Here is a 14205-nt window from a genome sequence, read left to right as displayed (position 1 = left end):
AGTTTGGTTTGTGAAAGATAATAAAATACAACTTAGCTAATGACTAGTTTTAAAAAGTTTTTTGCAATAAAATACTTACAGCGTTACCACCAAAGCCAACAGCGTTTATTAGCACCTTTTTTATACTCTTTGGAGTTTCTGCATAGTTTACAAAAGGAACTTTTATAAATTCTTGTTTTTGCAACATTGCTATTGCTAGCTCTATACTTAACATCCCTGAAGCGCCAAAAGAATGACCTATCTTCCACTTATTTGTAGTTAAAGAAGGTATTTTGTTACAAAAAACTTTATGTATTGCTTCAATTTCTGACAAATCTCCTTTAATTGTGCCTGGCGCATGCATTACAATAACGTCCACATCGTCCAGATTTACTCCTTCTAAAGCCATTTTCATAGAACGTTGAAAACATACAGCATCAGAAGAAATAGAAATATTATGTTTTAAAACTTCTGTAGCATAACCAACACCTATAATTTCCGCTAGGGCATTTTCTTTATTCCCGTTCTCTATACCAATTACCGCAGCTCCTTCTCCCAAAACCATAGTATTTTGGTCTTTTGTTACATCAAAAGCTTTACAAGGATATGCTTCTGTACCTCTTGCATAAATTTTTAAAGCTTTCATTTGCGCAATGGTAAAAGGCGTTAAAGGAGCCTCACTACCACCTACTAAAAATTTATTTGCCATTCCGCTTTTTACCCAAGCAACACCATTTAATAACGAATGTAATGCTGTAGAACAAGTAATAGAGTGTGATATTTCCGGACCCTGCGTTTGCAAATCATGAGCAACCCAAGAAGAAATATTACCCAATGTAGTTGTTGGTGATGATAGGGTTGATGCTTTATCTTTTTCTAAAAACTCTGTATGATATTTTTCAAACAAAGCTGTAGCTCCGCGTGAAGATCCAAAGTTTACACCAAAATTATCTTTTGAACTCCAACCGGCTTGCTTTAGTGCTTTTCTTGAAGCATACATAGCAAACAATACAGTATCATCTAAACTTTTATACTTTAAGTCAGAGTTTTTTAAAGCTTCTATTTCTTGCTTGGCATCATCATTTAAGCCAGCAACCCAACTTTTTTGACTGCCTATATTTTTTTCTTCTAATAAATGCGCATCGTTTTTATAACTCTCCCAAACTTTATCTAAAGAAGTTCCTAAAGGAGAAATAGATGCCAGTGCCGTAATGTAAATACTCATACTTAAACTATTTCTAGTGCTTCTTTAATTGAGTTGTATATTTTTTGAAGTTGCTCATCTGTAGTTACAAAAGGCGCCAAAATGTAAATTGTATTTCCTAACGGACGTAAAAACACTCCAGAATCCATAAAATGCTTAAATAATTTATCTCTTAAATTACCGTAGCGCTCCATTTTTATATTAAGATCTAATGCATAAATAACACCCAACTGTCTTGTTGTTGCAACTTTAGGATGATTTTTAACCTCTTCATTAAATTGCTTATGGGAAGCTATAATTCTAGCAATATTATCTTGCATTTCTGCAGACTTAAGCAACTCTAAACCTGCTAACGCAGCAGTACAAGCCAAAGGATTTGCAGTGTATGTATGCCCGTGAAATAATCCTTTAGAAATATCATCATCATAAAAAGCATCATAAACTTGTTGCGTACAACTAGTAGCTGCCATTGGGACCAAACCTGCCGTTAATGCCTTAGACATACATATAACATCTGGCTTTACATCCATATAATCAGAAGCAAAAAACTCACCTGTTTTACCAAAGCTAGTCATTACCTCATCTGCAACTAAAAGAACATTATGTTTTTTTAAGGCTGATAAAATTTTATTTAAACCTTCTACATTATGCATTTTCATTGCTGCTGCTCCTTGTACAAGAGGCTCATACACAAAACCTGCAATAGCTTTAGTACTAACCAAATCTTCAATTTGCAATAAAATAGCTTCTATATTTTCTTCTGTGGGTACAGGAATACGCTCTACATCTATAAAAAAATCTTCAAAAGGACCGTTATAAACAGATAAACTAGACACAGACATTGCACCAAACGTGTCGCCATGAAATCCGTCTTCAAAAGCTAACATTACATTACGCTTTTCGCCTTTATTAAAATGATATTGCAATGCCATTTTAATTCCTATTTCTACCGAAGTAGAACCGTTATCTGAGAAAAATAACTTCTGCTGATTGTTTGGCAATATTTTTATTAACTCTTCAGACAGTTCTATAGCTGGTTTATGCGTAAAACCACTAAACACAACCTGGTCTAACTGTTGCATTTGCGCCTGAACTTTTCCTAAAATATAATCATTACAATGTCCGTATACAGAGGTATACCATGAAGATATTCCGTCTATATAATCTTTTCCTTTATCATCAGTTAACACTGCCCCTTTAGCCTTTACAATTGGCAACATTGCGCTATGTAATTTATGCTGGGTTAACGGGTGCCACAAGTGTTTTTTATCTCTCTCTGTAAGATTCATAAGCTGTATACCATCCTATAGTATTAGGATTTATGGCATTTAATTTATTAGTAGATTTCTAAAATGTGTTTTTGCAATATTTTACACCACACAAATAGCTATTATTTTTTGGCAAATATACAAACCAGCCTAGATTTTATAGGTTATCTCTAAACAAATCTGCGTATTCTTTTATCACATTTTTATCAAAATATGGTTCTTCTTCTATACGGCCTATAAGTTTTGCATTTGTTTTAGATAATATAATACTTTCTGTTGTTTTGTGTTCTTCTCCACTAAAAATTATAGACACTTTAAAACCACGCTCTTCTAAATAATTTACCGTTAATAAAGTATGATTTATACTGCCTAAATAATGTCTAGAAACCACTACAACTTGGTAACTAGGATCTATAATATCTAATATGGTATCATTATTATTTAAAGGAACTAATAAACCACCTGCGCCTTCTATAACCAGGTGATTACTTGTTTTTGGCGCCACTATTTTATCTACCTCTATTACTACACCGTCTATTTCTGCCGCCGCATGCGGACTCATAGGTGTTTGCAAAGCGTAACTATTTTTATGTATTACCGTTTTAGAGTTAGAAATAAAATCTGCTATTTTATGACTGTCTGACGTATCTAAATCTCCTGCCTGTATTGGCTTCCAGTAATCTGCCTCTAATGCTTCAGTTAATATTGCAGAAGCAACCGTTTTACCAACTTCTGTAGATATACCAGTTACAAATATTTGTTTTGTTTTCATCTTATCACTTATTTAAGAAACTATATTGCAGTTAAAACAACGAAACTTTCGTTTTTCAAAAAAAGGAAACAATTTGTAAAAAATTCCCTTTCCAGAATAATAGCCTTCTAACTTTTCTGCCTTGCAATTTGGGCATGCTAAAGGTTTTCCGTCATCATCTACTGCATAGCTTCTAATTTCATTATAAATTTCTATTGCTTTGTCCTTATCTTCATCTAAAACCAAAAGTTTTATTCCGCCAATTGCGTTGCTAATTAATGGGTCTGAATTTACCGTGTTTTCATCTTTTAAAAACACCTCAATACCTTCTGACTCTAGCTTGCCTTTTATAATAACTGTATCTGCCAAATACTCAAATGCGGCTAACTTGTAAAATTTCTGACTCATTCTTTTATATGATTACACAAAACGGTTATTACTTTTTCTATTTCTTTTGGTGTATTGTATGCATGCAAGCAAAAACGCAATCGCTCTTCTCCTCTTGGTACTGTTGGCGATAATATAGCTTTTACATTAAACCCATTTTCTTCAAGCTTTTTCGCAATACTTTTTACTTTATTATTTCCTGATATTAAACAACATTGTATTGCCGAATTGCTTGGTATAAAATATTCTTTTAACCCGCGTTGATCAACTTCATTTTTAAAAAACTGAATAGCACTCTGCAGAAGTTGCTGCTGCATTTTACCTTCTTTACTTTCTAAAAAATAGTACGACTGCAAAATTGAAGCTACACTATGCGGCGCTAAAGCTGTTGTATATATAAAGCTACGAGAAAAATTAACCAAATAGTTTTTTAGCTCTACACTACCCAATATAGCTGCACCGTGACAACCTAATGCCTTACCAAAAGTTATAATACGTGCAAAAACTAAGTCTACTAATTGTAATTCTTGCACTAAACCCTGACCTAAATCACTAAAAACACCAACAGCGTGTGCTTCATCTACCACAAAAAATAGTTTATATTCTTTACAGAATAATGCCATTTCTTTTAAGTTTGGAGAATCGCCATCCATAGAAAAAACAGATTCTGTTACTACGTAAGTAGCAGTTTCATCATCTTTTATTATAGCCGAATGCCTTTCAACTAATTTTTCTAAGTCGGACAGGCTATTATGCTTAAACTTATAACTCTTAGCATTACTCATAGCAATACCGTCTCTTATACTTGCGTGTATATATTCGTCATAAAAAACCAAATCTCCGCGTTGAGGAACACAACTAAAAAAACCAATATTAGCATCATAACCAGAGTTGTATACTATTGCTGCTTTAGATTGATGAAATAATGCCAATTTAGACTCTAACTCATCGTATAAATTATGATTCCCAGAAAGCAACCTAGAACCTGTTGCTCCGTTTTTTAAAAAATTATGGTTTATTAAATATTGATGCGTAGCGTTAAAGATTATAGCATTGCCAGAAAAACCTAAATAATCGTTAGAAGAAAAATCTACCAATTGTTTAAACACAGGTAATGTACGCAAAGACATATTCTGTTGTCGTTCTTCTAATTTTTTCTGAAGTTTTTGTGGTAGCATTTGGCAAAGATACAAAGAGATGGATTTTAATTGAAGCTAAAAAAAGTATTAGAAACTAGCAATTGTTATATTAACAACAAATTGAAAAAAAACAACTACCATCAGATATTTTAGAATATGTAAAAGAAAAAGAATAAATTTAACTCACTAACGTTTTATATAAACATTAGTTAAATTAAATAAACTCAAAATAATGAAAACCCTATTTTTAACATTCCTACTTATTATTTCTACTTATGCAAGCGCACAAGAACTAAACAACGACATTAAAAGTGCTTTAGAAAGCGATAATGTTACCGCTCTTAAAAAACACATAACAACCAAAGAAATTAATAACTGCTTTAAGTTTGAAGAGTCTGAATACACTTTGTTAACACTTTCTATAAAACTTAACGCGAAATCTTGTTTTGCAGAACTAATAGCACAAAGTGCTAACGTAGAAAAAACGTGCAACAACAAAACCCCTCTTATGTATACTGCCAAATACAACAGATTAGCAATGGCAAAAAAACTTGTTAAAGCAGGTGCAGAGATTACACTTAGAAACAATGATAAACAGTCTGCTTTAGATTTTGCTAAAAAATATGAGAGAAAAGAGTTTATAGAATACATAAAATCTTTTAATCAATAAAAAATACGCTAACCGCAAAGCACTAATTAATTAAGAACACTATGCGAAAACTACTTTTAAGCCTTGGCTTTATGCTTGCCATAGGTGCTATAAACGCACAAGAAGCATATAAATTTACAGATGTTATAGATTTAGACGCAACACCTGTTATTAGTCAAGGAGCTACGGGCACATGTTGGAGTTTTTCTACTTCTTCATTTTTAGAATCGGAAATTATACGACTTACCGGAAAGCAAATAGATTTGTCTGAGATGTACACTGTGCGTAATACTTATCCTAAAAAAGCAGAAAACTTTGTGATGCGACAAGGTAAAGCTCAGTTTAGCGAAGGTGGACTAGCACATGATGTAATTAACTCGGTTAAAAATTATGGTCTTGTACCACAAGAAGCATATAATGGACTTCTAGAAAATAGCAACTTTCACAATCACGCGGAATTAGTTGCAGTGCTAGAAGCTATGGTAAAAACATATGCAGACAATCCTGCTGGAGAGTTAAGCAAAAACTGGTCTAAAGCCGTAAATGCTGTTTTAGATGTGTATTTAGGAGCAAATAAAACATCTTTTACTTATCAAGGAAAAGAATATACTCCTGTTTCATTTTTAAAAATGACCAAAATTACACCAGAAGACTATGTTACAATTACTTCTTTTACACACGCTCCTTTTTACAGTTCGTTTATATTAAACATACCTGATAACTGGAGTAACGGTAGTATGTACAATGTTACTTTAGACCAAATGATGAATACTATTGATAACGCTCTAGAAAACGGATTTACTGTTGAGTTAGATTGTGATGTTAGCGAGCGTACGTTTTCATCTAAACACGGAGTTGCTGTAGTACCTGCAAATTATGAAAACAGTAAAAAAGCACTAGAAGGCATTTATCCAGAGCTAAAAGTTACGCAAAGCTACAGACAAAACGAGTTTGAAAACTTTACAACTACAGATGACCATTTAATGCACATAACGGGCACAGTAAAAGACCAAAACGGAACAAAATACTACAAAGTAAAAAACAGTTGGGGCACAGATGCTAGCAGAACCACACATAACGGCTATGTATATTTTAGCGAGGCTTATATGCGACTTAAAGCAATAAGTGTTATGGTACACAAAGATGCATTACCAAAAGACTTAACTAAAAAAATAAAATTATAATTAACACATACTACTAGTGCACATACAAAATGTAAAGAGCAAATCTTGTACCTTTGCAACAATGTATGCACTAGTAGATTGTAACAACTTTTATGCCTCCTGTGAGCGGGTTTTTAACCCTAGCCTACAGGGAAAACCTATTGCAATTTTAAGCAATAATGATGGCTGTGTAATCTCTAGAAGCGATGAAGCTAAATTAATTGGCTTACCTATGGGCGCTCCTGCCTTTAAATACAAAAGCTTTTTTAAAGCTAATAATGTCCACGTTTTTTCTTCTAATTATTCATTATACGGCGATATGAGCAGTCGAGTAATGAGCATACTACAACAATTTTCTCCAGATGTAGAAGTATATAGTATTGATGAAGCTTTTATTCAGTTTAAAGGCTTTAACAATTATAATTTTACGACCTATGGAACAGAAATAAGAGACCGTGTTTTAAAATGGACTGGCATACCTACCTGCGTTGGTATTGCCCCAACAAAAGCGCTTAGCAAAGTAGCAAACAAAATTGCACGTAAATTTCCCAACCAAACAAAAGGAACTTATGTTATTGATACTGAAGAAAAACGTATAAAAGCCTTAAAATGGATAAAGCTTGAGGACGTTTGGGGAATTGGAAGAAGGCTTCACAAGCGCTTAGCAATTAAAAATTGTAAAACAGCATTAGACTTTGTTAACCTACCTGACGATTGGGTGCGCAAAAACTTTTCTATAACCGAGTGGCGACTAAAAAAAGATTTGGAAGGCATACCTACTTTAGATCTAGAAATTAAAGAGAATAAAAAATCTATAGCAACTACCAGAAGTTTTGAACATACTTTTTCTGACATAGAAAATATAAAAGAGCGTATATCTACTTTTGCTAGTAGCTGTGCAGAAAAGTTGCGCAAACAAAACTCTAGTTGCCATACGGTAGTTGTTTTATTAAGTAGTGATAAACATAAACAAGGCGCAGAACAACATAGAGGAACTTTTAGCGTAAATATGTCTTACCCAACAGATTCTAGCCTAGCAATTAGCAACGCAGCTATAAAAGCTATAGAACACATATACAAACCTGGTATTAACTACAAGCGTGCTGGTGTTATTGTTACTGGTTTAGTACCCACAAATAATCACCAACTGCATTTGTTTACCACAGAAAACCCAAAGCACAAACCTTTAATGAAAGCCATAGATAAATTAAATTTTAAATATGGTGATCAAAAATTAAAAATTGCCAATCAAGATTTGGAGCGAACCTGGAAAATGAAACAAGAACACTTATCTCCTAAGTACACAACAAGTTTTAACGACATTATAAAAGTAAATTAAGCGTGATAAAAAATACAAATCTTACTTTTTTCTCTGTTGATAGCTCTACCAGTAGCTCTACTATTTTTATAGATACTGGTATCTCTGCTGGCTTTCCGTCTCCGGCTGATGACTTTAAAGAGAATAGAATTAGCTTAGACAAAGAACTAATTAAAAACCCCGAAGCAACTTTTTTTGCACGAGTAAGTGGTGAGTCTATGATTGGCGCTGGTTTAGAAAATAATGATTTATTAGTTATAGACCGAAGTTTAGAAGCATCTCATAATAAAATTGCTGTTTGCTATTTAGACGGTGAATTTACCGTAAAGAGACTAAAAGTTGAAAATAATATAGTTTGGCTACAACCAGAAAACCCCAATTACAAACCCATACAAATTACTGAAGAAAACAACTTTATAATTTGGGGCATTGTTACCAATGTTATAAAAAAAGTATAACAACAAAAAAGCGCAAAGTTTACACTTTACGCTTTACATTTATTACAGATACTAACTCCAATAATAAAATAAATATTATATAATACACATTATTATAATGCGCTGTGTTTCTTTTAAATACGCTTAAAACATATACTTTAGACGTATCAAATGTAAGAAATTACTTTTAAATATTTATTATTTAACATATTTTCTTACAAAATAAGATAATGCCATTATAAAATATCACAATTTAAAAGCAAGGCATAAAAAAACGCGAAGCATTTAACTTCACGTTTATATTTATTTAGTAGAGTTAGCTATACTTAATCCGCTAGTACAATAACTTTATTATCTTTCATTTCTATAGTTCCACTGCTTATAGCTAAAACAGTATCTCCGTTAGAACCTTTAGAGAATTTACCCTCAAAAGCCTCATCTATAGATACATTTCCTTGAATCTTAACAGTACCTTGCTGTAATAACGAAACAACTGGTGCGTGATTAGATAACATTTGAAAATCTCCATTAATACCAGGTACAGTTACAGAAACAACTTCTCCTGCAAATAATGTAGCTTCTGGTGATACAATTTCTAAATACATAATTATAAAAGTATTAAATAAATATTACGTGCAAGCCATTTAGCTAACACGTAATATTATGTATTATTTATGCTTCAGCAAGCATTTTTTCTCCTGCTTCTATAGCTTCTTCAATAGTACCTTTAAGGTTAAATGCAGATTCTGGCAAGTGATCTAGCTCACCATCCATAATCATATTAAATCCTTTAATAGTATCTTTGATATCTACTAAAACACCTTTAAGACCTGTAAATTGCTCTGCTACGTGGAATGGCTGAGATAAGAAACGTTGTACACGTCTTGCTCTACCAACTGCCATTTTATCCTCTTCAGATAATTCTTCCATACCAAGGATAGCAATAATATCTTGTAATTCTTTATAACGTTGTAACAACTCTTTTACACGTTGCGCACAAGAATAGTGATCTTTTCCTAAAATTTCTGGAGCTAAGATTCTAGAAGTAGAATCTAACGGATCTACTGCTGGGTAAATACCTAACTCTGCAATTTTACGAGACAATACTGTTGTTGCATCTAAGTGAGCAAACGTTGTTGCCGGAGCTGGATCCGTTAAATCATCCGCAGGTACGTAAACCGCCTGTACAGATGTAATAGAACCTCTTTTTGTTGATGTAATACGCTCTTGCATAGCACCCATTTCTGTTGCTAATGTTGGTTGGTAACCTACCGCAGATGGCATACGACCAAGTAATGCAGATACCTCAGAACCAGCTTGTGTAAAACGGAAAATATTATCTACAAAGAAAAGTACATCTTTACCTTGACCTTCACCTGCTCCATCACGGAAATATTCTGCAATAGTTAAACCAGATAATGCAACACGTGCACGTGCTCCAGGTGGCTCATTCATTTGTCCAAAAACAAAAGTTGCTTTAGAATCTTTCATTACAGATTTATCAACTTTAGATAAATCCCATCCACCTTCTTCCATTGAGTGCATAAAGTCATCTCCGTATTTAATAATACCAGACTCTAACATCTCACGTAGTAAATCGTTACCCTCACGAGTACGCTCACCTACACCAGCAAATACAGAAAGTCCACCGTGACCTTTTGCAATGTTGTTAATTAATTCTTGAATTAATACTGTTTTACCTACACCGGCACCACCAAATAAACCAATTTTACCACCTTTTGCATAAGGCTCAATAAGGTCAATTACTTTAATACCTGTAAATAATACTTCAGTAGAAGTAGATAAGTCTTCAAATTTTGGTGCCTGTCTGTGTATTGGCAAACCATCTTTACCAGATTTTGGTAAATTTCCAAGACCATCAATAGCGTCTCCAATTACGTTAAATAAACGTCCGTAAACGTCATCTCCAACCGGCATTTGTATAGCGCTTCCTGTTGCATTAACCTCTGCTCCACGGCTTAAACCATCAGAAGAATCCATAGAGATAGTTCTTACTGTATTTTCACCAATGTGTGATTGTACTTCCAAAACCAAAATTGATCCATCTGCTTTTTTAATTTCTAATGAATCATAAATTTTTGGAAGATCTACCCCTGCTTGGAACTCCACATCTATAACTGGGCCAATAATTTGGGAAACTTTACCTGTAACTTTAGACATTGCTATCAGTATTTATTTATATATAATTTTTCGTTTTTTAAAAAACATAAAACCCTGTAATACAGACCCCGTGTTTTTCAGGGTGCAAAGATAAGTTTTTCAAATTTAAATAAAAACTACTTTTTATTGTTTTTTTAACTTATTGAAAACCTTTTAGTTCTTAAACACATTTTATAAAAAAAAGCGCCTTATTAAATAAGGCGCTTTTCTATAACATTTATATTTTTCTATTGCAACGCAGGAGAAAAATTTGTTGGATAATTTGCTGCTTTAGCTAAGTTTTTTGACGCCACAAAATTAGACTCATAAGTTGCATCTATAGCCTCTAAAAATTTGTTTGCCATTAATGCATAACCTCTAGAAGTTAAATGTATACCATCTAAACTTATTAAGCCTCCAAATACTAAATCTGTATTCACTGTATACTCATCAAAAGGGACACCAGATTCTGACGCTTGTATAAGAATAGCATTTAAATCTACCAACGCCAATCCTTTTGCAGAAACAACAGATGCAATTGTTGCATTATACGCGTCTGTTGCCGTTTTTATAGATTCTAGCTCACTTGCTACTAAAACCCACTTATCTTTTAACGGCACAGATACACCGTTAACCATTGTTGGGTCATCATTTACTTTAGTTCCAATAAAAGATGATGCTGGCAAAACTAATAAATCATCTGCTGTTGCATGCCTATAACTTGGCAATCCAAATGCTGTTAAATCTGTTAAATCTTCATCTTCTATAACCACTGCGTTGGTCGCAGATGCAACAAATTCTATTGTACGTGCCTTTGCCTCTTCTTCATCTAATAAACCAGCTGTAACCATTGCCTGTAAACCTCCATTGTATTGGGCGTAACCATTGTTTACTTGTGTAGCAGTAGCTTCATCCATTGGTAAAGGGTTGTGAGGTACTGTTGTAAAATGAGGCAAACTCGTAATATAAGGTACGTTAGTTACAGCACCTTTAGCTCCATTTGCAGTTAAAGCATCTACTAAACCACTTAGCACAACTTGAAAAAGACCCGGATCTGTTATATCATTTGAGCCATAAGAAGCTGCATTAGGATTACCTGTTTGATCAACTCCCATACCGCCAGAAACAGCAAATCCTAAAACATCATTTCCTCCTATTTCTGATAGTGTAAAAAATGTTGGATTTTGTGCTGCCGCTAACTCTATCATACTTGCATCTGGCGTACTACCTGTCATCCTAACAAAGTATGGGTTGGCTGCTCCTGCAGATAAATTAGATATATTTCCGTATCCGTTTGCTAATAAGTGAAAACTTTTAGCTCCAGGAACTCCCATATTACTAAAAGGACCTGTTGGGTTATTTAAAATTATATCTGTAGAAACAGTAACAGAACTTTGAAGCGCCACCTCTAATGGCACTGGTCCTGCTCCACCAAAAACTAATCTAGGATCTGCAATTCTATCTCCGTTTAAGGCTAATCCTCCAAAATTATCATTTGTTAATGGTTGTGTAAATGTTGTACTACCACCCGCATTAACAAACTTCTGAGAAAGTATATTTGGAAAAGACATTTCCTGAGATGCTTTAAACAAAGCTCCATCTGTATATCCTGCAGTAAAAGAAGCTCCTAATGAAACATAATTTGAAAAATCTGCCGTCCCTGCTGTTAATTCCGGTAATTGTTCTTCCTTCATTGTAGACGAATCGTCATCATCACTACAAGAAGAAAATGCCACCATTGCGGCTACTAGCCATATATATTTAGTTTTCATATTTAAATCTTATAAATTATTAATTGTCCAAGAAACATAGTATTGAGAACCTACGTAACCAGTACCAAATGCTGTAAAATACTCATCTCCTAATAAATTAGAAGCACCAACTTTAAAGTTAGATTTTATACTTGGCACAGTAATATTTACCTGAGCATCTAAAACGCTAAAAGAAGGCACCTGACCATCTCCAAATGATGCTTCCCAAAAATAAGAGTCACTCCACCTGTAAGCTACATTAAAACCAATATTTTCAAATAAATCAGTTTTACCAAAATTAGCTTTAAACTTATGCTCTGGAGTATTAAAGTTTGTTCTAAAATCAGGGTTTGCCTCTTGGTCAAAATCTAACTTAGAATATGTATAATTTGCTCCTAAATCAAATCCGCCTAAAACTTTAGTATCTAAGCCTAATGTAGCACCATAAGAGTTTACATTTGCCTCAGAGTTTGTATATGTTTGATAAGCCTGATAATCTCCATTAGCTAATGCCAAAACAGATAAGCTATTATCACCTGCTTCACCATAAAAAGTAGAAACTACAGTCTCGTTAGACAAAAAGTCCTTATAACTATTATAGTATCCACTTAAATCTATTACCACACCATGTACTTTACCTCTATATCCTAATTCAAACGAAGTTACCTGCTCTGGTTTTGCTAAGTTTGAATTTGCCACTTTTAAATCTGCAGGGTTTCCTGAAGCTCCAAAAGCCTGTAAAGAACTTGCCAAATAAGAATTATTGTAAGCACCATCTCCAGATTTTTCTATCGTTGCAGGCTGACCAAGATCATCTTGTGCATCTTGACTAATACCATATGTTCTAACATCTCTATCTAAGTTATCTTTAGCACCACCTATTAAAATAGCTCTACCAACGTCTAAACCAATGTATAAATCCTGTGTAGTAGGATTTCTAAATCCTGTCTGAAAAGATGCTCTTAAATTATGGTTTTTATTTTCACCTAAAGTATAACCAGCAGCTAATCTTGGAGAAAAGAAACCATCAAACAGCTCCGACTTATCATAACGTAAAGAACCTGTTAGCTTTAAACGATCTTCCATTAATTTTTTCTGTATTTGTGTATAAATACCAAATTCAGAATACCTAATAGGTCCGTCATTATCTGTATAAATTGTACCTGAAGAATTTAGCTCATATGTTCTTGTAGACCCACCCACTTGAATATCTGCAAATTCAATTATTTCAGAAAAATTATAGTTTGCATCTGCATGATAAATTTTTGAATTATCTTGAAACTTAGAACCAGAACTTAAATCCGGATCATTTATACTTTTTTCAAATGCCGCCTGAAACTCAGGTGTACCCGGTAGATATCTCCCTGATTCAGCTTGTGCTCTTGCATTAGCATGTGCTTGGTCTGATGTTGCACCACCTAAAGTACTCTGTACATACGTACCAACATATTCTGCAAACCATTGTGGGTCAGATTTCCAAGCCCTGTTTATATTAATCCCTGTAAATACCATATCATAGGAATCTCCTGCTTTATCCTCTGTCATATATCCTCTTAAGAAAAAATTATCGTTCTTAATTTCAATTTTATGCTGTTGTAAAAAGAAATCATCAATAGCATACCTGTTTGCTCCTTGGTAAATTGTAGACCCAGAACCTACTTTACCAACATAAGAAATTTCAAAATCATTTTCCCACGGTCTGTAATAAAGTCCCCAATCAGCCTTAATGCTTTCTGCATTGTAATCAGTCAAATATTTTTCATTATAACCAGTTCTACTCACATTAACATTAGGCACTAGTGCTTCTGCTCCAGCAGGTAAAATTGGCTCTCCTGTAGCTGGGTTATTAGTTTTGGTAAGTATTTGTGCAACACTAAACATATTCTGACTTACTTCATCACCATAAACATTTACCCCATCATAATCTAAATCATCTCTAGTAAAACCTCTAAATAACTTATCCGTTTCATTATCAGCACCCCAATCTGTACCTTTTAAG

Annotated in this window: 13 protein-coding genes (1 of these 13 cut by a window edge); 4 read left to right on the top strand and 9 right to left on the bottom strand. The window is 33.7% G+C overall.

Annotated features, from left to right (window positions below):
* Nucleotides 1-49: 49 nt before the first annotated feature.
* The 5 genes from AX016_RS05610 to AX016_RS05590 all read right to left on the bottom strand — a co-directional run bounded on the left by AX016_RS05610 (nt 50) and on the right by AX016_RS05590 (nt 4767).
* Nucleotides 50-1204, bottom strand: a complete 1155-nt coding sequence (locus AX016_RS05610) for a beta-ketoacyl synthase N-terminal-like domain-containing protein (protein WP_100894678.1) — start codon at nt 1202-1204, stop codon at nt 50-52.
* A 2-nt stretch (nt 1205-1206) separates the two neighbouring features.
* Nucleotides 1207-2472, bottom strand: a complete 1266-nt coding sequence (bioA, locus tag AX016_RS05605) for an adenosylmethionine--8-amino-7-oxononanoate transaminase (protein ID WP_100894677.1) — start codon at nt 2470-2472, stop codon at nt 1207-1209.
* A 136-nt stretch (nt 2473-2608) separates the two neighbouring features.
* Nucleotides 2609-3223, bottom strand: coding sequence for a dethiobiotin synthase (gene bioD, locus AX016_RS05600; protein WP_100894676.1), 615 nt, complete (start codon nt 3221-3223; stop codon nt 2609-2611).
* A gap of 12 nt (nt 3224-3235) precedes the next feature.
* The gene (locus tag AX016_RS05595; RefSeq protein ID WP_100894675.1) at nt 3236-3610 is read right to left on the bottom strand and encodes a putative signal transducing protein; all 375 of its coding nucleotides are present in this window, start codon (nt 3608-3610) and stop codon (nt 3236-3238) included.
* Nucleotides 3607-4767, bottom strand: a complete 1161-nt coding sequence (locus AX016_RS05590; protein WP_100894674.1) for an aminotransferase class I/II-fold pyridoxal phosphate-dependent enzyme — start codon at nt 4765-4767, stop codon at nt 3607-3609. Before AX016_RS05590 ends, AX016_RS05595 begins: the two co-directional genes overlap by 4 nt.
* Before the next feature lie 193 nt (nt 4768-4960).
* Between AX016_RS05590 and AX016_RS05585 the strand changes: the two genes are divergently transcribed.
* The 4 genes from AX016_RS05585 to AX016_RS05570 all read left to right on the top strand — a co-directional run bounded on the left by AX016_RS05585 (nt 4961) and on the right by AX016_RS05570 (nt 8316).
* The gene (locus tag AX016_RS05585) at nt 4961-5398 is read left to right on the top strand and encodes an ankyrin repeat domain-containing protein (protein WP_100894673.1); all 438 of its coding nucleotides are present in this window, start codon (nt 4961-4963) and stop codon (nt 5396-5398) included.
* A 41-nt stretch (nt 5399-5439) separates the two neighbouring features.
* Nucleotides 5440-6561 (top strand): aminopeptidase C, encoded by a 1122-nt coding sequence (locus AX016_RS05580; RefSeq protein WP_100894672.1) that lies wholly within the window; start codon nt 5440-5442, stop codon nt 6559-6561.
* Nucleotides 6562-6622: 61 nt separating this feature from the next.
* Nucleotides 6623-7879, top strand: coding sequence for a Y-family DNA polymerase (locus AX016_RS05575; RefSeq protein WP_100894671.1), 1257 nt, complete (start codon nt 6623-6625; stop codon nt 7877-7879).
* A 2-nt stretch (nt 7880-7881) separates the two neighbouring features.
* The gene (locus AX016_RS05570) at nt 7882-8316 is read left to right on the top strand and encodes a LexA family protein (RefSeq protein WP_100894670.1); all 435 of its coding nucleotides are present in this window, start codon (nt 7882-7884) and stop codon (nt 8314-8316) included.
* A 305-nt stretch (nt 8317-8621) separates the two neighbouring features.
* On the opposite strand, the gene AX016_RS05565 is transcribed toward AX016_RS05570, so the two are convergent.
* The 4 genes from AX016_RS05565 to AX016_RS05550 form a co-directional block, all read right to left on the bottom strand.
* Nucleotides 8622-8900: a F0F1 ATP synthase subunit epsilon gene (locus tag AX016_RS05565; protein ID WP_100894669.1), complete on the bottom strand. Its 279-nt coding sequence runs from the start codon at nt 8898-8900 to the stop codon at nt 8622-8624.
* A 67-nt stretch (nt 8901-8967) separates the two neighbouring features.
* Complete coding sequence (gene atpD, locus AX016_RS05560) at nt 8968-10476, bottom strand: F0F1 ATP synthase subunit beta (RefSeq protein WP_100894668.1); 1509 nt, start codon at nt 10474-10476, stop codon at nt 8968-8970.
* 227 nt (nt 10477-10703) lie between these two features.
* Nucleotides 10704-12227 carry an SGNH/GDSL hydrolase family protein gene (locus AX016_RS05555; protein WP_100894667.1) on the bottom strand — a complete coding sequence of 508 codons (1524 nt, stop codon included), beginning with the start codon at nt 12225-12227 and terminating at the stop codon, nt 10704-10706.
* 9 nt (nt 12228-12236) lie between these two features.
* Nucleotides 12237-14205, bottom strand: the 3' portion of a protein-coding gene (locus AX016_RS05550) for a TonB-dependent receptor (protein WP_100894666.1). It continues 836 nt past the right edge of the window; 1969 of the gene's 2805 nt are visible here — the last part of the coding sequence; the start codon falls outside the window, past its right edge; it ends in the stop codon at nt 12237-12239.

Source organism: Cellulophaga sp. RHA19 (assembly GCF_002813425.1).
Lineage (GTDB): Bacteria > Bacteroidota > Bacteroidia > Flavobacteriales > Flavobacteriaceae > Cellulophaga.
This window is presented reverse-complemented; position numbering and strand designations above follow the sequence as displayed.

Bases quoted from the DNA above. Each gene is read 5' to 3' on its own strand.
- AX016_RS05610 (WP_100894678.1), bottom strand. From the start codon at position 1,204: ATGAGTATTTACATTACGGCACTGGCATCTATTTCTCCTTTAGGAACT.
- bioA (WP_100894677.1), bottom strand. From the start codon at position 2,472: ATGAATCTTACAGAGAGAGATAAAAAACACTTGTGGCACCCGTTAACC.
- bioD (WP_100894676.1), bottom strand. From the start codon at position 3,223: ATGAAAACAAAACAAATATTTGTAACTGGTATATCTACAGAAGTTGGT.
- AX016_RS05595 (WP_100894675.1), bottom strand. From the start codon at position 3,610: ATGAGTCAGAAATTTTACAAGTTAGCCGCATTTGAGTATTTGGCAGAT.
- AX016_RS05590 (WP_100894674.1), bottom strand. From the start codon at position 4,767: ATGCTACCACAAAAACTTCAGAAAAAATTAGAAGAACGACAACAGAAT.
- AX016_RS05585 (WP_100894673.1), top strand. From the start codon at position 4,961: ATGAAAACCCTATTTTTAACATTCCTACTTATTATTTCTACTTATGCA.
- AX016_RS05580 (WP_100894672.1), top strand. From the start codon at position 5,440: ATGCGAAAACTACTTTTAAGCCTTGGCTTTATGCTTGCCATAGGTGCT.
- AX016_RS05575 (WP_100894671.1), top strand. From the start codon at position 6,623: ATGTATGCACTAGTAGATTGTAACAACTTTTATGCCTCCTGTGAGCGG.
- AX016_RS05565 (WP_100894669.1), bottom strand. From the start codon at position 8,900: ATGTATTTAGAAATTGTATCACCAGAAGCTACATTATTTGCAGGAGAA.
- atpD (WP_100894668.1), bottom strand. From the start codon at position 10,476: ATGTCTAAAGTTACAGGTAAAGTTTCCCAAATTATTGGCCCAGTTATA.
- AX016_RS05555 (WP_100894667.1), bottom strand. From the start codon at position 12,227: ATGAAAACTAAATATATATGGCTAGTAGCCGCAATGGTGGCATTTTCT.